General features: G+C 35.2%; 14 protein-coding genes and 1 pseudogene. 10 read left to right on the top strand and 5 right to left on the bottom strand.

Annotated features, from left to right (window positions below; genetic code table 11):
* Both H3Z82_RS18860 and H3Z82_RS18855 read left to right on the top strand, forming a co-directional pair.
* On the top strand, positions 1–504 hold a 504-nt coding region (locus H3Z82_RS18860), incomplete at its 5' end, for a T9SS type A sorting domain-containing protein (protein WP_182207040.1).
* A gap of 914 nt (positions 505–1418) precedes the next feature.
* Entirely contained in the window at positions 1419–4838 is a 3420-nt protein-coding gene (locus H3Z82_RS18855) for a M43 family zinc metalloprotease (protein ID WP_182207039.1), read from the top strand.
* A 499-nt stretch (positions 4839–5337) separates the two neighbouring features.
* Here the strand turns inward: H3Z82_RS18855 and H3Z82_RS18850 are convergent, their stop codons facing one another.
* From H3Z82_RS18850 to H3Z82_RS18840, 4 genes and pseudogenes are all read right to left on the bottom strand, one after another.
* Complete coding sequence (locus H3Z82_RS18850) at positions 5338–6183, bottom strand: AraC family transcriptional regulator (RefSeq protein ID WP_182207038.1); 846 nt, start codon at positions 6181–6183, stop codon at positions 5338–5340.
* Positions 6184–6234: 51 nt separating this feature from the next.
* A pseudogene (locus tag H3Z82_RS18845) lies at positions 6235–6957 on the bottom strand (IS4 family transposase); the annotation flags it as partial.
* Positions 6958–6984: 27 nt separating this feature from the next.
* Positions 6985–7398: a DUF4372 domain-containing protein gene (locus H3Z82_RS19685; RefSeq protein WP_235982500.1), complete on the bottom strand. Its 414-nt coding sequence runs from the start codon at positions 7396–7398 to the stop codon at positions 6985–6987.
* Positions 7399–8363: 965 nt separating this feature from the next.
* Positions 8364–8471, bottom strand: a complete 108-nt coding sequence (locus H3Z82_RS18840) for a hypothetical protein (RefSeq protein ID WP_235982499.1) — start codon at positions 8469–8471, stop codon at positions 8364–8366.
* Between the two features lie 1289 nt (positions 8472–9760).
* Between H3Z82_RS18840 and H3Z82_RS18835 the strand changes: the two genes are divergently transcribed.
* From H3Z82_RS18835 to H3Z82_RS18805, 7 genes are all read left to right on the top strand, one after another.
* Positions 9761–12967 (top strand): SusC/RagA family TonB-linked outer membrane protein, encoded by a 3207-nt coding sequence (locus H3Z82_RS18835; RefSeq protein ID WP_182207037.1) that lies wholly within the window; start codon positions 9761–9763, stop codon positions 12965–12967.
* A gap of 13 nt (positions 12968–12980) precedes the next feature.
* On the top strand, positions 12981–14438 hold the full coding sequence (locus H3Z82_RS18830; RefSeq protein WP_182207036.1) for a SusD/RagB family nutrient-binding outer membrane lipoprotein: 1458 nt from the start codon (positions 12981–12983) through the stop codon (positions 14436–14438).
* 857 nt (positions 14439–15295) lie between these two features.
* Complete coding sequence (locus tag H3Z82_RS18825) at positions 15296–16822, top strand: aldehyde dehydrogenase (NADP(+)) (RefSeq protein WP_182207035.1); 1527 nt, start codon at positions 15296–15298, stop codon at positions 16820–16822.
* A 103-nt stretch (positions 16823–16925) separates the two neighbouring features.
* Positions 16926–17936: a 4-hydroxyproline epimerase gene (locus H3Z82_RS18820; protein WP_182207034.1), complete on the top strand. Its 1011-nt coding sequence runs from the start codon at positions 16926–16928 to the stop codon at positions 17934–17936.
* Positions 17937–18010: 74 nt separating this feature from the next.
* A complete protein-coding gene (locus H3Z82_RS18815; protein ID WP_182207033.1) occupies positions 18011–19258 on the top strand; it encodes an NAD(P)/FAD-dependent oxidoreductase in 1248 nt (415 codons plus the stop codon).
* A gap of 55 nt (positions 19259–19313) precedes the next feature.
* A complete protein-coding gene (locus tag H3Z82_RS18810) occupies positions 19314–20216 on the top strand; it encodes an IS1595 family transposase (RefSeq protein WP_182207032.1) in 903 nt (300 codons plus the stop codon).
* Positions 20217–20237: 21 nt separating this feature from the next.
* Positions 20238–21452, top strand: coding sequence for a M24 family metallopeptidase (locus H3Z82_RS18805; RefSeq protein WP_182207031.1), 1215 nt, complete (start codon positions 20238–20240; stop codon positions 21450–21452).
* Positions 21453–21715: 263 nt separating this feature from the next.
* Here H3Z82_RS18805 and H3Z82_RS18800 read toward each other — a convergent pair whose 3' ends face one another.
* Positions 21716–22561: an AraC family transcriptional regulator gene (locus tag H3Z82_RS18800; RefSeq protein ID WP_182207030.1), complete on the bottom strand. Its 846-nt coding sequence runs from the start codon at positions 22559–22561 to the stop codon at positions 21716–21718.
* Positions 22562–22807: 246 nt separating this feature from the next.
* On the opposite strand from H3Z82_RS18800, the gene H3Z82_RS18795 reads away from it, so the two are divergent.
* Positions 22808–23722, top strand: a complete 915-nt coding sequence (locus tag H3Z82_RS18795; RefSeq protein ID WP_182207029.1) for a dihydrodipicolinate synthase family protein — start codon at positions 22808–22810, stop codon at positions 23720–23722.
* Positions 23723–23914: the final 192 nt, after the last annotated feature.

Below are 23914 nucleotides of genomic sequence, written 5' to 3'. Positions count from 1 at the left end.
GATGGGCAGTTTTCCGAAGATGAACTGATTATTTCTAAAAACGTGGCGTTTACGGATTATGTCAATGGAGAGTTTGAGTTCACCGAAAACATAACCGTACCATTATATGCAGCGGCAGGAAATAAAGTTGGACTTAGAATAATAGGTCATTATGTTGATGGCAGGGGAGGTGAGACCGCGTGCGGTGTTTTCGATAGTGGGAACGCATTGGACTATGGAGTTGTCATTAAATCCTCCAGTTTGGGAGTGTCCGATTTAAATGATTTTCAAGTGAAAGTTTATCCGAACCCTGTTCAATCTAATTTGTACATTCAAACAAATGGCCAAGAGACAATGTTTCTTGAGATTTTCAATTCGATAGGGCAGAAGGTCTTTCAAAAGACTTATAACAAGAATGTATCCTTGATTAAAATACCATTAGATAGTTTTACTGATGGATTATATTTTATTAGGGGAAAACATAATGAGAGGGCGTTTACCAAGAAAATTATTGTAAAACATTAAGAGATGTGTTAAAGAATTTTGAGTTAATAGCTTATTTTATTTGATTAATTGATTGGAGCCTTCGACATTTTGTCGGGGGCTTTTTCAATAAGTGTTAATAGATATTTATTCTTTTAGAGCATTTATCGAAAGTGTACTCACTCCATAGTGTTCGCTTAAAATACTCAGAATGGATTCTTAAGAGTATGAAGAGAATAAGAAACATTCATAGAATAAAAATAATGAAAATTAAGAATTGATTTAAACTGAACTGAGTTTCTGACATTCTCATTTTATTTTTTTGAATTATAACTGTGCTTATTCATATGTGAAGACATAATGAATAGCAAATGTTGAGAAAACTTTAGGTAGGTTCAAGATACAGCTGTATGAAAAAGGAAATCTTTGATAGGAAAAACTTCTTTTTTTTTCGTCTCTCTCTCTCTCTCTCTCTCTCTCTCTCTCTCAAAACATAGGCATAACTCCAGATTTTTCTTTGCTGGATATCCTTTATCACAAGAATTGGAACCATGAAACCCTAGCTTTTGTTATTATTTATTTATATTCAGTTGGTTTTTAGGTATATGGCATATGTGCCAATAAACTTTTGTTAACCTCACTTCTCAATATTTCAGATTATTGGTTCAACTTATCAAAGTTGAGTTTTTGAAAAATTTCTAAATTTTGCAAAGGCTTATTAATTGCGAGATCAAACTTAACCCAAGTAGAAGCAAGTTTTTTAATCATATGCATATAATAATTCAAATCTCATCAGCAAATTAACTTCTGCTTTTAGCAAATCATCCACATCTAATCTCAGATATTTTTTAAGCATAGTAATATGATAATTTTGTAGCACAATGCCCTAAAATAGTATCAATGAAATATGACTTTTAACATTAAGTTTGATTTATATTAATAAAAACTAAAAAAATATGAAATTTAAACTACTATTTATCTTATTTATTTTTAGCTCATTGAAAGTTAGTGCGCAAGGACTGCCTTGTAGAGCAAGTGAGGAAAACGCAAAAGTTTACAGAAATAACCCTAGTGCCCTTCAAGAGAAAATGGACTTTGATATGTTCAGTAAAAGATTTGCTTTACAGCAAAGTAAAAAATCTTCAAAGGCAGATGGGGAATCGTACGTTATACCGGTTGTATTTCATATATATGGAGATGTGCAAAGTGGTCAAACGGTAACCTACCAGAAAATAGTCAATCATCTAGCACATCTTAATGATGATTTTAACGGCAGAAATGATGATTTTAATACAGTGGAGCCATTTTTTCAAGATCGTAGAGGAACATTGGGTATAGAATTTAAACTTGCCAAAATTGACCCCAACGGAGGTTGTACCAATGGCGTTGTTTTCCATCCAGCAAAAAATGGATACGGTAATGGCGGAGGTTATGATTCACAAATTGCTGTAGACGCATGGGATAACACAAAGTATATGAATGTTTATATTCAAAATGATTTATATAACGATGGTCAATTAACCAATTCAGGAGTTGCCTGGTATCCTAGCACCTCCATGACTAATAACAATACAGCGCGCGTAGTATATAATGGTGCTTATTTGTATGACAACTCGAGCAACAAGGAATTTTCCGCAGTTCTGACTCATGAGTTTGGTCATTTCCTGAATCTGATTCATACTTTTGAGGGAGGTTGCTCTGGAACTGATCAAGTAGATGATACACCAGCAGAAGACGGCTATCATGATCTCGGCTGTACTCCAGGCACAAATTGCAATGGGGATAAAGTGAATATTGAAAACTACATGGGTTATAACGGAGCACAAGGTTGTTACAAAATGTATACCCAAGGACAAATTGATCGCATGCTTGCTGCTTTACAGCATCCAGCGCGTGTAACACTCTGGCAACCACAAAACTTGATAGATACAGGAGTTAACGCAACAGGCAGTTCCTTGTTGGCATCAGCAACATCCTTTAAAGAAGCCGTAATCAATGATGGTTCTTTTGACACTTCGTCAACAATAAGTTTAGATGGATCTAAAGAGTTTGTAATGACTTCTGGAACAATGGTTTCGGATACACACTTTACTCATAACTTTCCAGTAGGTATTATCCCTGTTTTAACGGTCAACTCAAATAATCAAGTTACCATTACTCTTACTGGAAACGCAATGAACCATGATCTAAATGACAATGCAACTGGGGAAATTTCGTTTTTACCTGCTGCATTTACGGGTGGTACGGATGATTTGACATGTAATTCTTTGTTTTTCTATCTTAAATACGCAGACCCTTATGGAATCTTTTTTGTAGATATGCCAGATGTAGTAATATCTTCGGCGTTAACATGGGAATACTTTGAAATTGCTATGGGTGATGATCCTGCATTTGGAGGATGGAGATTTGACGCTAATGAATTGAAAATTGAGACATATGATAAAAATTTAGTATGTGAAACGGGAACGAGAAACATTTCGTTATTAGCTTCAAATGTTGCTATTAATGCTGCAAGTAACTTTACTGCCCCAGAAGCTTATCCAAATCAACTTGATCTACGAAATGCTGGCTATACAGATTGGGATGGGAAAACAGGATATGTTGGTTTTGATTATTTAATTGATGGGGCTACATGTTATGGTTGGTTTAAAGTGACAGTTGACGCAAATGGAGATGGTTATACCATATCTGAATATGCTTATAATACAGAACCCGGTGCAACAATCTATACTGGTGTAACACCAAAAGTAGGAGTCGTTATTTCGCCAGATATCGTTTATGAATCAGATGAAAACGATGGTTCTATATCAACAACGAGTGAGATCTCTTTATCAACTAACAACGCCACTTTTACAAAAGATAGTGGTACATTTACTCTGGATACTGACTATACAGTAGCTGGAATACCTGATGGCTTAACCGCGGTTTTAACCCTTCAGAGTAATTCAACTGTGGTGGTTTCTTTTGAAGGTAAGGCAACTTCACACCTCCCTGCTAACGATGCAGATGTAGTCATCAGCTTTCTTGATGATGCAATCTCTGGAGGCGTTGCCATTTTAGAAAACCCTAGCAAATCAATTAATTTGAAATTTGAAATTCCTTACGGCATCTATTATGTAAACAATGAAGATTACATTGCCTCTGCTTCTGCTGCAGAGCCATGGGATTTTTTCGACTTAGGCATAGGTGATGAAACAGAGTATGGAGCCTGGTTGTTTTCTCCGAAAAATTTAAAAATTGAAACTTATGGTAAAAGATTGGTCGGTGATGATGGCACCAGAAATATAACTCTTCTCACAGAAGGATCTATAATAGATTCAAACAGTAATTTTGTTGCCCCAGGTTCATATCCAAATTATTTGGACTTAAGAACTGATACATATACAACTTGGGATGATCAAACTGGATATGTAGGTTTTGAATACACACGTAGAGGGCGGGTATGTTATGGTTGGATGTATGTAACAGTTGATGCTGATGGGGAAGGTTTTACTGTGTTGGGCTTTGCTTATAATACAAAACCAAACGATCCAATAGCAGCCGACCAACAATTAGTGACAGTTTTAGCACCTATGAACTTAGTTGTGGAGGGAGATAACAACGAATTGAGTGCAACCATTACTTGGGAGAACTACGCTTCAAACGCTACAAACCTTATAGTAGAAAGATCAGGAGCTGATAATGTTTTTACAGAAATAGCCAATCTACCAAGCACAGAAACCACGTATACCGACATGGGCTTATTGAGAGATGTTATTTATCAATATAGAGTTATCGCTCAAGCATTTTCAGATTATTCAGAGTATTCGAATGTTGTTTCTATAACACTTACGGAGGCTTCATCGTCTGGTTTATCGAGCCCAATCATTACTGATGGAGGAATATATGACGTCGGTTTCTATGCTAATTGGGGACTGGTTGATGATGCGACAGAATATGATATAGAAATAAAAAATGACTTAGGAGAATGGATAACTGTAGGTAGTACTTCAGAATATTATTATTGGATAGGTAAAGTTGAATCCCAGATAATTTATGAATTTAGGGTTAGAGCTAAAAATGAAACTGAATTCAGTGATTGGAGCTATGCGATTGTTAATTTAGACGAGTTAACACTTGTTTTATCTACACAAAATTATGAGTTGGATAATACAATATTTACCATGTATCCTAATCCTGCAGTTAATTTGGTGAAATTTAGTTTCAAACAAAATGCTGATGAAATAACGTTGACTATCTACAATACCAATGGTGTGCTAATTGACAGGGTTAAAAACGCTTCAAGCTACTCGGTTAGCCATCTTGCGAAAGGAATGTACATTATTGTCGTTTCTGATGGTCAAATTTTTGAAACAAAAAAATTAATAGTAAAATAAGACCCTATTCCATTAAAAGGGTTGACTTAAAATAATAGGGTTGGACTTGTTTAAAGTTCGACCCTTTATTTTTCATAAATCATTTGATATCATTATAATGGCCAAGTTCCATTATGCATTTACTTCTGTTTAGTTCTTCTCTGCAATGGCAAATACACGGATTTAATTACTGTGTAATTGTTGTGAAGAATAATTTACACTTGGGAAACTTCCATTTTTTTCTGTTTTGGTATTTAAAAAGATTATCATTTAGATCCTAATCTCTTTAGAAAACCAAAGAATACTTTTGAGCTTTTTTTGAAGCTAAAGCCTTTGACAATCCATTTTAGTGGCTTATTTAATATGAAAATAATAGATATGATTCAGATATTGGGAAAAAATGTTTTAATTTTATCCAAACCCACATTTTAAGTTGTTTATGGTCTGGTGGGCCGTGTGAATATCAGTGTTGGATACAGGTATGGGCTCCCCAATAAAATGGGTGAAAACCTTGCAGCCTTTAAATTCTTTTTTTCCTAAATCCTGAAGGGCTCTGGTGCTTTAATTTTTTGAATTGTCTATTGAAGTTGGAAATATTCTTAAAGCCAGATGCAAAAGCTATTTCGGCTATTTGCAGTTCCGTATTATTTATTAATAATTTACTAGCGTATTCTACTCTTATTTTATTTAGAAACTCGAAATACGTTTTGTTAGTGTGTGTTTTGAAGTACTTACAGAAGGAATTTTTGTTTAATGCAGCTACATTGGAAATACAATCTAAAGTAATTTCATCTTGGAAGTTGTTCATTGTGTATTCAATAACGTCACGTATTTTCTTCCCTTCATGTTCTGAGAATTTTCTCATATAAACAAAAGAAGATAAACTGATATAGTTGACTGTGGAACAAATTTTAATTATTTTCAGAAGTACGATAAATTGATTATGTCTATTATTGTTTTCTAGGCTATGAAATAGCTTTATGAGTTGTTTTTTTTTTGTTAGTATTTTAAATCCATATTTGGCTCGTTCAAAAAATGGTGACATTTCCTTTAAAGGGTCAAGTTCGAAAAAATGTTTTCCAAAAGAGTCTTTTGTGAAAAATAAAGTAAACATTTTAGATTCTTTATGGGCTTTTAAATCACTTTTAAAAACATGAGGCAAATTACTTCCAATGACGACAATGTCACCTTGGTTATAAAAATTGACTGTACTCCCAATTATGAGTGTCCCAGAACCTTGAAATATCAAGCTTATTTGTATCTCCTCATGTTTATGTAGTTTGTCAAAAAAGGATTCATCATCATCTACTTGAAAAATAAATGTGGCTTGCTCCGATTTGGGTATTTTAAAAGGTAATATTCTCATGACAACTTAGCTAAATATAAATATCACTAGTGTCCCATTAAAATCGGGACGTTAAAAATTAAATAAATTTGGCCCCTTAAGGCTATCTCGTTCTTTGTCATTTTGAAATTTAGTTTTGCTGAAAAGTTCTCTAAGATTCGATTTATCAGTTAGGGAAATACTTAGTATCTGTAGCACTTCATACGTGCTTCTATCGAGTTTCATGTCGTGCTGAACAATTGCCACGAGGCAATAGGTACATATGGCGGCATAGATTTGAACCCGGACAGCATTTTCGGTAGTACCCCATAATTTTTTGATCTTAAGGTGTTGTTTTAACCATTTAAAAAAGAGTTCTACCTGCCAGCGGTTTTTTTAAAGTTCCGCCACTTGCAGAGCTGAAATGTGAATGGCATTGGTCAAAAATATAAATTCACGTTGTTGCTTCTCATCCCAGTATTTGACCAAGCGAAGTGACCGGGGATAGTACTGTTTTGGATAAAATCCAGTCAGTTCGATCGTTTGGTCTGAAAGCACGTTCTTGGGCAATCTGCGTTTCCATTTGAGGGGTTTGTACTGAAGATTACTCTTTGCTCTGATCACAAAATAGGTCCCTATTTGATGGATCTTATACAACATCTTAAAATTATTGTAGGCTCGATCAAATATATAGTAAGAATCTGGTTCATAAGGGGTCTCTTTCATCGCTTTTGAATCGTGCATGGAAGCTTCAGTAATATGAAAGAATGTAGGAATCTGTGTTTCCACATCATACAGTTTGTGGATTTTGATACCGCCTTTATTCCTACGGAACTTTGCCCACTAAAACACGGAAAGGCATAAGTCGATCGTTGTCGAATCGAAAGCATAAACGTTACCGCTGAGATTGATGATATTGACAGCTTTCTTCTCTCTTGCTTGGTTGACCAGGTAGTAGGCATAATCTTCAAAGATATGATAGTCCCTGTCCTGATTTGTTCTTGCCAAAGATGATCTTGAGAGGTTCTTCCCCATTACCAAATGATAACATTTGGAGTAATGGGCATCTAAGGCGACAATCAGGCTCCTTAAACTTTCACGATTGGAGAGCTTACCGAACATTAAAACAAGCAGCTGGTTCCAGCAGCTAAAATGCTTGACGTATTTGTCTCCTTTATACTTGGATACAATTCGATTGAACTTACTCCAGTTGAGAAAGGAGACCAATTGAGCGAAGACATATTTATCTTGGAACATAGGCTGGCAGATTCATCTGGCAACAAAGCTTTGTTTTCAAGTCCGTTCGGCTGACAAACCTCTATAAATAACTAAATTTCAAATATTTCAAAGAACAGTTTTAAGTTTTAATAGGGTAGTAATGATAAATATAGCAAAATAACACTCATTTAATTCCTATTGTCCTGTAAGTTGGATAGTTTAGTATTATGTGCGAGTAATTAAGTATCAATTTTTTGTTAAATCATCGTTGATATACCTAACGTATCGAAGAGGAATCGAATTCATTCAAATTAAATACAAAAATTATTTTATCGTTTCTTATTGATTAGTTGTCATTACTAATTTCATGGAGAAGTAGTTTGTCTTTATTAATACATTTCGTAGATAATGTTCATATGATCGATCATTCTTTATGTTGAGTATTTTGATTGATAGTAATCTAAAACACATCGGTAAAACCAATACCATATTCCTGATTTTTTCTCAATCTTTATTTGACTTTAAGTTTATAAGAGCTTGGTGGCCGCAAATTTATCTATAATTCGTATTGAGGGTTAAATAATCATGTCTATACTTGACCGAACCTTATTTTTTTTTCTAAAAGTTCTTTTGTAGTCTTTGATGAAATTCATTTTGTTTTACGTTTCCCGAATCAAGTTTCGGTACAAAATACATATATCCTAAGGCAGCTTTCTTTAGTTCGACTTGAAGTTCAATTTTGATGAGGTTCTATTATTGGTAAGATGTAATATGGAATGAACACTACGCTTCAGTATTTTTTCTGCTTTTTATCTTTACCAAGTGCTATATACGTATTTTCGAGATTATTGCAGGAAATGATATTCACCTGTAAAAAGGGATTTTTAGATTTAAGCATTTCGAAATGTTATCGTTAAGAACTTCCGCTCTGTACAATGCTTCTTCATTTCCCGATAGGACTTGTTTAAAATCTCCATAGTCAAATAAACTATTGGTAGAGAGCGTTAAGGTCTGCCAATATCCTCTAATGAGGTGTCTTTAATGAGGTTAGATAATTTGTTGACATAAGCAGCATGACGCTCGCCGTATTGATAGTCAAAAGGTTCCTCCATGATGATTGGATTGAGCTCATCTTTGTAATAAGGAAGCTCATACAGTTTTAGATTGATTTTTATAATTCGATAAATTGATTTTTATGTTAGTCTTTAACTAAACTAAGGCAATTATGACAGCCCACTCGTTAGTTTAGAATTCCACCTATGGACCCGAAATGATATTATTTAGATATGAAAAAACACTAATTTAGATTAAGCTAATAAAGTTTTCGAAGGAATAACTTATATAACCAACCAGATTCGAAATAAGAAATATTATTCTTATCCGATATACTAATATGAAGCAAGCAACTATAGTCTATATTAAGAGCTGGATATCGAGAAAATAAAATTCTCGAAAAGCGAATAGTGAGTTGGAAATAGATGTGATTAATTGCTGTCAACGCGTTTATGAATAAAATTTATTGATAGTTTCAATAACTAGGGATTGAAATGGAGGGAGCTTGCCTATATTGATTAAATATACTTATTAATGATTACGATTCGAATTGATGGGAATTAATACAAATTGAGTGCGTTTCTATTTCCTTGTAACTACTTTTATTAATTTGTAAGGTCACTCGAGGTAAAATAATAATATTTATTACTAAATATCAATAAAATTAATAGCATAATAAAAAATAGGCATACCGCATACAAGAAAAGAAATCTTATTACAATCGTTTCCAAGTTCCAAGAAAGTTTTAGTCTGAAGGAAACGACTTCTTCAAAGAAGAGTGCCCTTCCTTAAATTGTGATGAGTAATAAAAAGGATTCTTCCACAGGATAAAAGACGTCTCTTATTGATCCGTTATAATTTTTTAAAATCTAAAAATGTTTATTTAAATGAAATTCAAAAATTAAAAATCATTATGTTCTTTACAGGATTCGTGAATTGTGTTTAATTGAGACGTATGCAGATGATTAAATGGCGGTTTTTAATGTATATCCCTCTTAATCTCCTTGTCTTATCCTTGATTCGGACAATGTTATTGATCTCTACAGGGAATAAAGTATTCAAGAGATTTAAAGTGGATCATCCAAATTTAGATGTTAAATAGGAGCAAAATGGATAATTAAAATATTAGGGAAGGAGTAACTCTGTAAAATAAGGTATCTCTTTCTGTTTTCCCAAGAAAATTTTAATAACATAAAATGATTTTTATATAAAAAAGGAAGATGATATTTTAAAAAATTGACGAAAATGTAAATATTGGGTAATATATGCGCTGTTTTCGTTAATATTTTATCATTAAAGTCATCAATAAACAAAGATATTTGCTCATACTAATTTTAAAGACCATTGTATGAAAATTAAGTTATTTAAAAATGAATTAGCGATAATGCTTTTTGTGTTTGTAACGCAATTAACATTCGCACAGGAGCGAATAGTGACCGGAACGGTAACAGATAATTTAGGAGTACCCTTGCCAGGTGTGAGCGTATTAGTCAAAGGAACCAAAGAAGGAACTCAAACCGACTTTGATGGGAAATACTCACTAAAGGCGTCAACAAACAACGTTATGGTATTTAGTTATATCGGCATGGCAACTCAAGAACTTCCGGCGTCAACAAGTGTGGTAAATGTAATTTTGAAAGAAGACTCTCAAAAATTGAATGAAGTTGTAATAACGGCTTTGGGAGTTAAAAGAGAAAGAAAATCACTTGGTTACGCAACTCAAGAAGTGAAAGGGGAGGATCTTACAAAAGTGAACACAGGAAATGTTGCCAACAATATCTCCGGTAAAGTTGCAGGTGTTGAGATTCGACGTAATAATAATATAGGTGGATCTACCAATGTAGTTATTCGTGGAACAACTTCCCTCACGGGTAACAATCAAGCTCTGTGGGTTGTTGATGGTATTCCTTTAAACAATGATAATACAAATACAGCCAGCCAAAAAAGTGGTGGGAATGTTGGCGGATATGACTACGGAAATGCCGCTTCGGATATTAACCCAGACGATATCGAAACGATTAACGTTTTAAAAGGTGCGGCGGCAACTGCACTGTATGGTTCAAGAGCTTCCAACGGTGTGATTTTAGTTACTTTAAAAAAGGGAAGTAAAACAAAAGGTGGTTTAGGTGTTAGTTTCAGCTCAGGAATTAACATTGGTGTTGTTGATAAAAACACGTTGCCCGAATATCAAAATCTGTATGGAGGTGGATATGGTGACTTTTACGGCAATGTTGATTTAGGAAATGGACTTTATCCTTATGCTGCAACAGATGATGCAGCTTGGGGGCCAAAATTTGATTCAAGTTTATTAGTTTACAATTGGAACTCGTTTTATCCTGAATTACCTACTTACGGTAAGGCAACTCCTTGGACAGCACCAAAAAACAACCCAAATAGTTTTTATCAAAACAGTTTAACATACACAAATAGTATTGCTATTTCCGGTTCGAATGAAAATGGTGATTTGAGATTTGGATATACGAATTACAACCAAGAACAGGGTGTATTACCAAATAGTAATAGTCGTAAAGACAATTTTAATTTATCGGTAAGTTATAACTTAAGTGAAAAGACTAAAATCTCGGTTTCTTCAAACTATTTAAAAGCAAATGCAAAAGGTATGAATGAAACGGGTTATGGTGATGGCGGTAACAACTATTTGAGTAGTGTTAGACAATGGTATTCATCAAGTGTTGATTTCAAAGATTTAGAAAACGCATATAATTTGACAGGACAAAATACGACTTGGAGTATTGGAGGGCCTGATGATGTATCAGTACAATTTCATGATAATCCTTATTTTCAACGCGAGAATAATTTCAATACTTTAGACAGGGATCGTTTTTTTGGAAACCTCGCTTTAAATACTGAGATTGCTAGTTGGTTTGATATTACTGGAAAAGGCGCAGTAGATTATTACCACCAACTTCAAGAAGAGCGCATTGCCGTAGGTTCTAAAAGAACTGGAAACGCTAAAGGTCAGTATACGAGATATGATAAAACGTTTAGAGAAGTCAATTTGGATTTAATTTTAAACTTTAAAGCAGATATAAAACAAGAAATTAAATTTAATGGAATGCTCGGAGTGAATTCAAGACGCTCGATGAGTAATTCAATATTTGCAGCGACAAGTGGAGGGTTGGTTGTGCCAGGAATTTATGCCTTGAATAACTCAATTGACGGAATAAATAGTCCAAGCGAATCACAAGTAACATTAGGTACAAATAGTATTTATGCTAATGCTAGTTTTAATTTCTTTGAAACCTATTTCTTAGAAGGTACATACCGTGTAGATCAATCATCAACTTTACCAACTGATAATAATACGTATTCATATCCATCGATTACGGGAACTTATATTTTCAGTAATCATATCCAAGCAAATTGGTTATCTTTTGGTAAACTACGTTTAAATTATGCTGAAACCGGAAACGATGCTCCTTTTGCAGTTACCAACTCAAGATATTCTAAAAACAACAATTTTGGACCTGATGGAATTCGTTTTTCTACAGAAAACAGTAAAAGTAATACTGATTTAAAAAGTGAGTTAACTAAAGGTGTTGAAGCAGGTATTGAAGTTAAATTTTTTAGAAACAGATTAGGTTTAGACTTATCATACTACAGAACAAATACAACAAATCAAATTTTATCAATTCAGACACCAACACAAACGGGTTATACGAATGCTTGGATAAATGGTGGGGATGTTCAAAACCAGGGTTATGAATTGTCTGTAATTGCAATTCCGATAAAAACTCAAAACTTTACATGGGAAACTACAATCAACTGGTCTACAAATAAAAATGAAGTAATTTCATTAGATGGTGCAGATAGAATCTCGCTTGGCTCTTTTCAAGGTGTTGGATATGTTGCTGAGGTAGGAAAACCGGTTGGTCAATTAATAGGTTCAGGATTTACTTATTTAGATGGTGAAAAAGTGATCAATTCTAGAGGGAATTATCAACATACGGCTGGAGCTACAATCGGTGATGTTAATCCAGATTGGATAGGTGGATTTAACAACACATTCACTTATAAAAGTCTTTCATTTAACTTTTTAATTGATGTTAAAAAAGGTGGAGATGTCTATTCTTTAGATCAGAGCTTCGGGCATACCGCAGGTATTTATCAGAGCACAGTTTCAAACAATCACTTGGGAAATCCACAGAGAGATCCAATTGCAGATGGTGGAGGGGTTTTACTTAATGGAGTAAAACAAGATGGGACTAAGAATGATATTGTAGTAAGTGTTGAAGGAGATAATGGATATTATTTTTACAATTCAATGCCACAGCAACAATATGTTTATGATGCTTCATATGTAAAACTCCGGGAAGTTGGATTAAGCTATAGACTTCCTTCAAGATTGTTAGCAAGTACATTTATAAATAATATTGTTTTTGCGATAAACGGTAGCAATTTATGGATAATTAGTAAAAACTTGCCCTATGCAGATCCAGAAGCAGGAAGTTCTTCAGGAAATATGCAGGGTTTCCAAACAGGTGTTTTGCCAACGTCAAAAGAATTTAGTTTTAATATGAAAGTTCAATTCTAAATACAATATAAAGATGAAAAATTTAAAAACAATATTTTTTGCAGGAGCGATTATACTTTCAATGGCCTCATGTGATAGCTTGGATACTTTAAACGAAGATGAAAAATCATATACCACAACTTTGCCAAGCGCGTTAATGACAAGTGCACAAGTTAATTATGCTTATTTTTTAACAAACGCATCGGTAAATGATAATAATTTTAGAGGATATGCCCAACATTGGACAACCACAACCTATACGGATGAGGTAAATTATAATCAGGTAAAAAGAAATCTAGGAAATTCACATTCAATTCTTTTATATCGTGATGTTTTGCAAGATTTAATTAATGCACAAAAAATGGTGCAGGATAAGGAGGCTTTAGGTTCAGTTGAGGTTGCAGTTAAGAAAAATAATATTGCAATTCTTGAAGTTCAAATAATAATGGCCTATCAAGCCCTGGTGGATTTGTTTGGAAACGTTGTTTACACTGAAGCGTTGGATATTGATGCATATCCTTATCCTAAATATGATGATGCGAAAACAATTTATTTTGATTTAGCCGATCGTTTAAATACTGCTATTTCCGATATGGATGTAAATAACGAAAGTTTTGGTCAAGCTGATTTAGTTTATGCAGGTAATGTTGCCAAATGGAGAACATTAGCGAATAGTGTTAAGCTAAAAATGGGGTTGCATCTTGCCGATGTTGAGTTCGAAAAATCTAGAACTATGGTTGAAAGCGCTGTTAATTCAGGGGTAATGAGTAATGAAAGTGAAACTGCGTTGTTTCAGTATTTTACTTCAATTACAGATATGAATCCTTTGTACGATAACTTGGTGAACGAAAGTCAAATTGTTCCAACAGCATTTTTTGTAAACATTTTAAATGCTAATGAAGATCCGAGAAGAGATGTCTTCTTTAATCCAGAGTCAAAAAAAGGAGGGGAATATGTTGGAGCTGCATATGCGCAGCAAGTTTCTTATGGCGATTATTCCAATATGGGAGAAAGATTGAAAGAAAAATCAAATCCAGGTGTATTATTTGATTATACTGAAACTTGCTTTCTATTGGCAGATGCAGCCAATAGAGGTTTTGAAGTTGGAGGGACTCCAGAAGAATATTATACAAAAGGTATTGAAGCAAGTATGAGTTTTTGGGGTGTGGCAGACGCTGATACTCAGATATATCTAAATAGGAGTGATGTGGCGTTTTCTACAGCTCCTGGAACCTCTAAAGAAAAAATAGCAAACCAGCTATGGATTGCATATTTTAATCGTGGCTTCGAAGCTTGGACAGAATACAGGCGATTGGATTTTCCGGTATTGAAAGCCCCTGTAACTGCTGTAGAAGAAGCAAAAGGTAAAGTGCCTGTCCGTAATATTTACTCAATTTTCGATAAAACATTGAATGGTGACAATTATGAAGCCGCGTCAAATGCCATAGGAGGCGACTTAATGACCACAAAAATATTCTGGGATAAGTTTTAATTTTGAGTTAGTTATCTCGTTTAACCGGAACTTTTAATTAGGTTCCGGTTTTTTTATTTTCACCATTCAGAGATTTTGATGAATCCTTCAAGATGTCTTGAAAACCTGACTTCGATGTTGCATAAGGGATTAATTACTAATTTTCTTGATTTGTTTTTGTCCATAGCTGCCTAATACAGCCATTTTAATTTACGTAGTTAGCCTTAGGGAAAGAGCGAATGCTCTCTGTGTATTCTTATCTTATATTTATTATTGAGGTTTTCAAGAGGATTGAGTTTGTAGATAATGAACATATGGTTATTGGAAAATTAAAGAATACTGCTACTTAATCTCATTTGTTTTTCTTTTTCATAAATGTTTAGCTTGATCAGATTTTATCCTTTTCGATCGAGTAGATTTAATAGGTCATTCTATCTATATGAGTTTTGGAAAGGATCTTCATTTGTTGAAAGGTAGAAAGTCGTTTGTTTATATTTTACGCTGTTTGAATTAGATAGATTTCGTTAAATGGTTGTCAGGTCCAGACTTTTACGAGAAGTTCTTATTGTTTTCTTATTTGCGAGTGAATTTTTATAGTGGTTTATTACTAAATGGACACTATTCAATTAACTTAATAATCTTTTAAATTTAGATTATATAGTATTGGTTATGGATAATGATCTATTATTATAATATGTATGTTCGATCTAAATTTATGGATTCAAAATATTGTTATCGGTTTTGTGGGAATATATTAGTAAGAGAAGTCAATTAATAGGATTTAGATATATTTAAAGTAATCACTCTATGGGTAATTATATTTTTGTATTTGAGGTTTACAAATAAATAAACCTTAAACAAATTAAAATTAACGACAAATGATAACAGGAAAAAATTATATAGGCAACACGTTAAAAGCGAGTGGTGATAAAACACATAAAACTATAAACCCAAGACTTAATATTCAAAATCAAACAGCATTTTATGAAGCTACTTCTGATGAAGTTGATGAGGCCGTTGAATTGGCTTGGAGTGCTTTTAAAATCTATCGGAAAGTTGCCGGGGTGAAAAGAGCAGAGTTTTTAAATGCTATTGCCGATGAAATTTTAGCCTTGGATCAAGAATTATTAGATTCTTATACTTCAGAATCTGGACTGCCTGAAGCCAGAGCGATTGGTGAACGGGGAAGGACCGTATTCCAATTGCGTTCTTTCGCAGATTTAGTATCCAATGAGGATTGGAGGGAGAACACCATTGACGAAGCCATGCCAGAAAGGACGCCCATACCAAAAGATGATTTAAGACGTACCTTAATACCATTAGGTCCAGTGGTGGTTTTTGCTGCAAGTAATTTTCCTTTGGCTTTTTCGACTGCAGGTGGAGATACTGCTAGTGCTTTAGCTGCCGGGTGTCCAGTTATTGTTAAGGCACATGCCATGCATTCAGGAACAGCAGAGTTGGTGGCTTCGGCTATTATTAAAGCGGCGGAAAGAACTGGAATGCCTAATGGGGTCTTTTCAAATATTATGGGTCGCGGAAGAACTGTAGGTGTTAAATTAGTAAAGCACGATAAGGTGAAAGCAGTTGGCTTTACAGGAAGTATTTCTGGCGGTCGAGCACTGTTTGATATTGCCTCTCAACGTAAAGAGCCTATTCCCGTTTTTGCGGAGATGGGAAGTATCAATCCTGTGATTATTACCCAAAAAGCTATAGAGAATAGATCGGATAATATTGCGACAGCTTTTGCTGGCTCTATAACAATGGGAGCAGGACAATTTTGTACAAAACCAGGTTTGTTATTGACTGTTGAAGGTGATGGGACAGATCAATTCAAAAAAGATTTAGCCAAAAAAACAATAGCTATCGCTCCACAGTATATGCTGCATCCAGATATTAAGAAAGCATTTGTTGATAATGTAAATATGGTGTCTTCTCAAGCAGGAACAGAGGTTGTTGGGAAAGTTGAAAAAGCAATTGATGCTAACGAGGGGCCTTCGCAGATCACAAGTGTTTCAGGAAAGGAATTTTTGGCAAATCCTAAGCTGCACCTTGAAGCCTTTGGTCCATTTGCATTAGTGGTTAAAGCTAAGGATCAGGAGGAGTTAATCAACATCATAAATGGATTGGACGGGCAATTAACGGGCACTATTATTGCCGAAAAAGAAGATCATCCCAATCTTCACGATGTTATTGATGCGCTTGAAAATAGAGTAGGGCGAATCATTTTTAATGGGGTTCCAACAGGGGTTGAGGTTTGCCCATCAATGCAACACGGTGGTCCCTATCCGGCATCTACCGATTCAAGATTTACCGCCGTTGGAACAAATTCCATAAAAAGATGGGTGCGACCTGTGAGTTATCAGTCTTTTCCTAATGCGTTATTACCTTGTGCTTTAAAACGATAGTGGTTTAAAGGAATGCGGTTTTGATAGATTATAATTATGATTTGTGGTTACCGAAACTATTTAAAAGAATGATAAGATTTACCCTAAATAAGTTAATAAAGCGATGAGTAGAAGTACATTTGTTTGTATTGACGCACATACCTGCGGAAATCCAGTACGAGTTATTAAAGAAGGCGGCCCTCATTTGGTTGGAGAAACGATGAGTCAAAAACGATTGCATTTTTTAAAAGAATTCGATTGGATTCGGAGAGGCTTGATGTTTGAACCTCGTGGACACGATATAATGAGTGGGAGTATCCTCTATCCGCCACATGATCCCGAAAATGATTTTGCCATTTTATTTATTGAGACCTCTGGCTGCTTGCCCATGTGCGGTCATGGTACGATTGGTACCATAACCATAGCTATTGAAGAAGGTTTGATAACGCCAAAGGTTCCAGGAAAGATAAGGATGGAGGCGCCTGCGGGCTTGGTGGAAATTGATTATAAGACCACTGGAAATAAAGTGGATTGGGTACGTTTAACCAACGTTAAGAGTTATTTGGCTGCCGAAGGTTTAAGCATTGATTGTCCTGAATTGGGCGAACTGACTTTTGATGTGTCTTATGGCGGAAACTATTATGCCATCATAGATCCACAGCAGAATTTTTCAGGTGTAGAAAATTTTACCGCGGGTAAGTTGATTCAATATTCTCAGATACTGAGAGATGCAATCAACCGAAAATATCCAAACATGTTTATCCATCCGGAAAATGATTCCATTAGAGATGTATCACATATTCTATGGACCGGAAAACCAACAGATCCAACATCGACAGCAAGAAATGCAGTATTTTATGGCGATAAAGCCATTGATAGAAGTCCTTGCGGCACAGGAACCTCCGCTGTTATGGCACAACGTTATGCAAAAGGCATTCTGAAAATAGGGGAGGAGTTTATCCACGAGAGCTTTATAGGTAGTAAATTTATAGGCAGCGTTGTTGAAGAGACGACTTTAAACGGAAGATCGGCCATTATTCCGAGTGTACAAGGTTGGGCAAAAGTGTATGGGTACAATACTATTATTATTGATGATGACGATGATCCGTACGCGTTCGGATTTCAGGTCATTTGAAAATTCAGATAGGATGAAAAAGTATGTATATTCTTTTGGGAGCAAAGCCAATTTGGGAATTTAATTTAGAATAAATGAACAAGGAAGTCATTATTATTGGCGGCGGAATTATCGGTTTATGTTCTGCATATTATCTTCACAAGGAAGGACATAAAGTATCTATTATAGATCAATCCAATTTAGATATGGGCGCCTCTTACGTTAATGCAGGCTTTTTATCGCCCAGCCATTTTATTCCCTTATCAGCTCCGGGAGTGATGAGACAAGGAATTAGATGGATGTTTAATAAATCCAGTCCTTTGTATATCAAGCCACGGTTGGATGTTGATTTTATGAAATGGACCTTGGCGTTCAATAAATCCTGTACGGCAAAACATGTGAACAAATCCGTCCCGATAATTAGAGACATTACTATGTTGAGCCAAGAGTTATATAGTAGTATAAAGCAAGATGAAGGTTTTCAGTTTCAGTTGGAGAATAAAGGCTTATTGATGTTGTGTCAATCTGAAAAAATGCTTGAAGAAGAAATTATAGTGGCAGATTTGGCACGGCAAATTGGTTTGGAAGCTTCAGAAATCAGTCTGGACGATTTGAGAAAACTTCAGCCTAACGTCAAGTTAAATGTGAAAGGAGCAACATATTATAAATGTGACTCGCACATGACGCCTCAAGAGTTTATGAGCGATATGAAAACCTATTTAAAAGGATCTGGGGTGGCGTTTTTTACCAATGAAAAAGTGAATGATATTGAAATGGTAAATGGATCTATCACCTCCATTACAACAAATAAAAAAAATCATCAAGCCGACGAATTTGTTCTTGCGGCGGGTTCGTGGAGTTCATTCTTAAGTAAAAAACTATCTTTGCAATTGCTATTACAGGCAGGAAAAGGGTATCGTATTAATACTGATCAAGGTACGGGGATATCCATTCCGGCCATACTGTCCGAAGCTAAAGTTGCGGTAACGCCAATGCATGGATTCACGCGCTTTGCTGGGACTATGGAAATAGCGGGGATCAATCAAGATATCAATAGAGCAAGAGTTGATGCTATTGCCCATGCCGTAACCAAGTACTATCCTGAAATCACGTTAGATCAGGAAGATAAAAACAATGCACAGTCAGGGTTGCGTCCAGTATCACCTGACGGTTTACCTTATATAGGAAGGTCGAAAAAGTGCGTAAATTTGACCATTGCAACAGGACATGCGATGATGGGCTGGGGGCTGGGGCCTGCTACCGGTAAGTTGGTTTCTGAGGTGATTTCAGGTAAAAAGACCACCCTCAATCTTGATCCGTTCCAGCCAGACAGAAGCTTTTAAAATTATTGAGTTAGTCATTTAGTTTCCTTATCTATTATCCTTTAAAATAAGAGATATGGAACAATTTGAAGGACAAGATATATTAAACTTTATAAAAGAACTACCAAATGATGAAGCTTGTAAAGCATATCTAGCAAAAATAAAATGGCAAGACGGTTTTACCTGCAGTAAATGTGGTTCTACAAAAGGATGTGAAAAGGCCGATTACAATTACCATTGTTACTCCTGCCATCATGTAGAAAGCGCAACAGCAAATACGCTTTTTCACAAGGTTAAGTTTGGCTTGCAAAAAGCATTTTGTGTTGCTTTTGAGATGAGTACCATTAGCAAAAGTATTTCAAGTATTCAAATGGGCAAACGTTTTAGCATACGCCAAGGAACAGCATGGTTCTTTATGCAAAAAGTGCGTACGGCCATGAAGAGCAGTCAAGAGTACCCTTTAGAGAAGCTAATTCATGTTGATGAATTTACGGTAGGTGGAAAAGAAGAAGGAAAACAAGGAAGAAGTTATGACACAAAAAATAAAAAGGCCGTAATCGCAGTAGAATTAACAGACAACAACAAAGTAAAAAGAGTATATATCAAGTCTATTGACGATTATTCCGCAAAGTCATTAACACCAATATTTGAAGAACCTATAAGTGTATCGGCTAAAATAATCACTGATAAGTGGAGAGGATATGAACCTTTAAAAGAAGCTTATAACATCAAGCAAGTTTATAGCAATAACGGAGCAAACTTTAAACAATTACACATTATAATTATGCAGGTTAAATCATGGCTTAGGGCTATACCAACCCATGTGAGTAAATGGCATATTCAAGCTTACTTTGATGAATTTTGCTTTAGAATAAATCGGTCACAAAATAAAACTAGTATTTTTCATAAAACAATTGAAAGAATGGTCGAAAGTAAACCAATCTATCAAAATCAAATAAAACAGAAACTAAGTGTGTAAATCGGTAAAATTTAATAATTTATGAAAACAACAGGAATCGGCGGTAGTACAATTGAAGCCGAATTAAATGCTATCACGCCTAATGCACATTTAGTGAAGCCAATACAAAAAAGCGAGTTTTATTCACGTATTGATAAAGCCTGTAAATTAATGCAGGATCTAAAAGGGCAAGTCATGTATTTAGATGCAGGGACAAATCTGTACTATTTTACCGGGACCAGATGGAATGCAAGCGAACGTATGGTTGGTGCTTTATTGTTTCCTGATGGAAGCTTGCACTATATCGCGCCAAACTTCGAAAAAGGAACAATTTTAGATTTTATGGTGGTTGAAGGACCAATTCATTGTTGGGAAGAACACGAAAGCCCATATCAATTGTTGGCTCAAGCATGCTCTGAAAATGGTGTGGATGACGGCATTGTTCTAATTGATGAAAGCACATCGTTTTTTATTAGCGATGGTATCGCAAAAGCAAATCCGAAATTTGAACTTGTTAACTCTAAACCGGTCACTGCGGGATGTAGAATGGTGAAATCCGAAGCTGAAATCGCGATCATTCAGCATGCCATGAATATTACTTTAGAAGTACAAAAAGCAGTAGCAAGGATTTTGCATGTTGGCATCAGCGCAAAAGAAGTCACTGACTTCATTCATGAAGCGCATAAGCGTTATGGAGTTTCTTCAGGGTCTTATTTTTGCATTGTGTTGTTTGGTGTGGATACCTCATTTCCGCATGGTGTGAAAGCCCCAAAGGATTTGGAAGACGGCGAAGTAGTTCTGATAGATACCGGTTGTGAATTGCATGGGTACCTCTCGGACATTACCCGAACCTATGTGCTCGGAACAATAAAGGACTTACAAAGACGTATTTGGAATATAGAAAAAGAAACCCAATTGGGCGCTTTTAATGCCGCTCGATTAGGAAATACTTTTTCTTCCATTGATGATGCATCGCGGGTAGTGATAGAAGCGCATGGCCTTGGACCGGATTACGAATTGCCCGGATTGCCACATCGTACGGGGCATGGAATTGGTCTGGATATTCACGAATGGCCTTATGTCATAAGAAATGAAGAGACTCTAATAGAGCCAGGAATGTGTTTTAGTATCGAACCCATGATTTGTGTGCCAGATCAATTTGGAATTCGCCTTGAGGATCATATTTATATGACCGAACAAGGGCCAAAATGGTTTACTGAGCCAATGTTGTCTATCGACGACCCATTTGGAGCATAGTTTTAGGTCTTTATTTCTCAATACCTTATTCGTGAAGACGACATCTGAATATTCCGATTGAAAATAGGCTTTGTAAAATTCAGGTCAGTGTTTATTGAGCCAACTAGTGAAGCTGTGATAAGTTTTATAGTTTGGCTCTTTCGGATGCTGCTCAATTTTTGGAGGAATTTTTAACCAATCATTCGTGAATTTTGACACTTTATATAGTGCTTGTTTCGGAAAGACTTGGGTTCTTCTCGCCATACCTGCTTTGATATAAAAAATCATGTTCTTTCTTTTCTGAAATCGGAAGGCGTGTTTTTCTTAATCTCTTTAAACTGTCTATTAAAATTGGATATGTTTTTAAATCCAGATTCATAAGCGATTTCGGCAATGGTAAATTTGTTTTTTGAGAGCAATAGCTTAGTAGCATGTTCTACTCGTAATTCGGTTAAAAATTGAAAATAGGTTTTATTTGTCCGTTTTTTAAAGTATTTACAGAAGGCATTTTTGGTCATGTTTGCCTTCTCAGAAACCGCTTCTAAAGTAATATTGGTGTTAAAGTGGCTCATTGTGAATTCAAAGATATTACGCATTCGATTGCCTTCATAGTCCGTGTATTGTTTATCATATATAAAAGAGGATAAGCTTTTGTATTCACAGGTAGATGCCATTTTTAACAATTCCAACAAAATTAAAAACTGATCCAACTTGTTCGACGATCTTAATTTCAGGAATAATTTGGCCATATCTTCTTTATCTGAAATGACCTTCAGTCCATGGGTGGCTCTTGTAAACAACGGCTGTAAACTCTTAGTCTCTTCCAGTTCAAAAAACTTTTCCCCAAAGGAATCTTTTGTAAAGAACAGACTTAACATCTTCGATGTCTTATAAACGCTGGTATCACTTTTAAGAAGATGTGGTAGATAGCTACCAATGACCAAAATATCATTGGGCTTATAGAAATTGATGGTGTCTCCAACAATTAACTTGCCTTCACCTTCAATAATATAGCTCACCTGGATTTCTTCATGTTGGTGTAATTGATCATAGAATGACACGCCTATATCTTCCTGATATACCAGAGCGTCATGTTCCGGTTTTGGTATTTTAAAAGGCAGTACTCTCATATCGGTTGATCTTATAGGTGAATTTTGAAAAAGCTGATTTACGCGAATTGGACTTATTCTAATTTTGTGGCGAAACTGTTGTTTACAAGATTTGGTTGAAAATAGACTCTAATATTACTCAAAAAAAACATTATTTACTATAGGTAGGACAATATAGTATTAACACTTGATAAATAAGAACCATTACGTCATGCCTTTCTTAATTAACTTTGGTGAATAATATTAACAACAATAAAATTTAAATCTATGAGTGTAAAATGGGAAGGCATCATGCCAGCAGTCACAACAAAATTTAATGATGATGATACTTTAGATTTTGCAATGTTTGAAACCAATCTTAAAGCACAACTCGATGCTGGTGTACACGGTGTCGTTTTGGGAGGTACTTTAGGTGAAGCAAGTACCTTGTCAGAAGCTGAGAAACGTAGTTTGACAAAAACCACAGTTGACATGGTTAAAGGAAGAGTGCCTGTTATGATAACACTGGCAGAACAATCTACCAGAGCGGCGGTTAAGGCAGCAAACATGGCAGAAGAAGATGGTGCATCAGGGCTTATGATGTTGCCTCCAATGCGCTATAAATCTACGGATAGAGAGACCATGGAGTTTTTTAACGCCGTTGCCAAAAACACATCGTTACCAATAATGGTGTACAATAACCCTGTGGACTATAAAATAGAAATCACCCATAAAATGTTTGATGAGTTATTAAAACATGACAATATTGAAGCGGTAAAAGAATCGACGCGAAATACCATGAATATCACCAGGATAAAAAATCGTTTTGGGGATCGATTAAAAATTATGACAGGCGTAGATACCATTGCTTTTGAAAGTATGGTTCTTGGCGCTGACGGTTGGGTAGCAGGTTTGGTCTGTGCATTTCCTGAAGAAACTGTTGCTATGTACGAATTGATTAAAGCCGGACGAATTAAAGAAGCATTAGACATTCATAGATGGTTTATGCCATTGTTCGAATTGGATATTGTTCCAGAATTGGTACAAAACATAAAATTGGCTGAGGTTTATACCGGTCTTGGTACTGAAAATGTGCGGCCACCACGTTTACCGCTGATTGGAGACGAAAGAAAATATGCTATAAAAACAATTGAGGATAGTCTAAAAACCAGGCCTACTTTACCAGATTACAAAAATCTTTAGGAGGCCTATCCTTCAATTAATAATTATCATTTATAATTAAATGGAATGAATTCAAGAATCTCATTAGCTAATTGTCTTTAGTTAATGGGATTTCTTTACTTTTTTGTTTTGTGAGTTTTGAATGTTATATTATGATAATCGTCAAAGCCCAAGGTGGGCGTTCAAAATAAATTGATTTATTCAATTCATAAG

The sequence above is a fragment of the Gelidibacter maritimus genome (genome assembly GCF_014062315.1).
Taxonomy (GTDB): domain Bacteria; phylum Bacteroidota; class Bacteroidia; order Flavobacteriales; family Flavobacteriaceae; genus Gelidibacter; species Gelidibacter maritimus.
The sequence above is the reverse complement of the archived record's forward strand: the minus strand, read 5'-3'. Positions and strand labels throughout refer to the sequence as shown.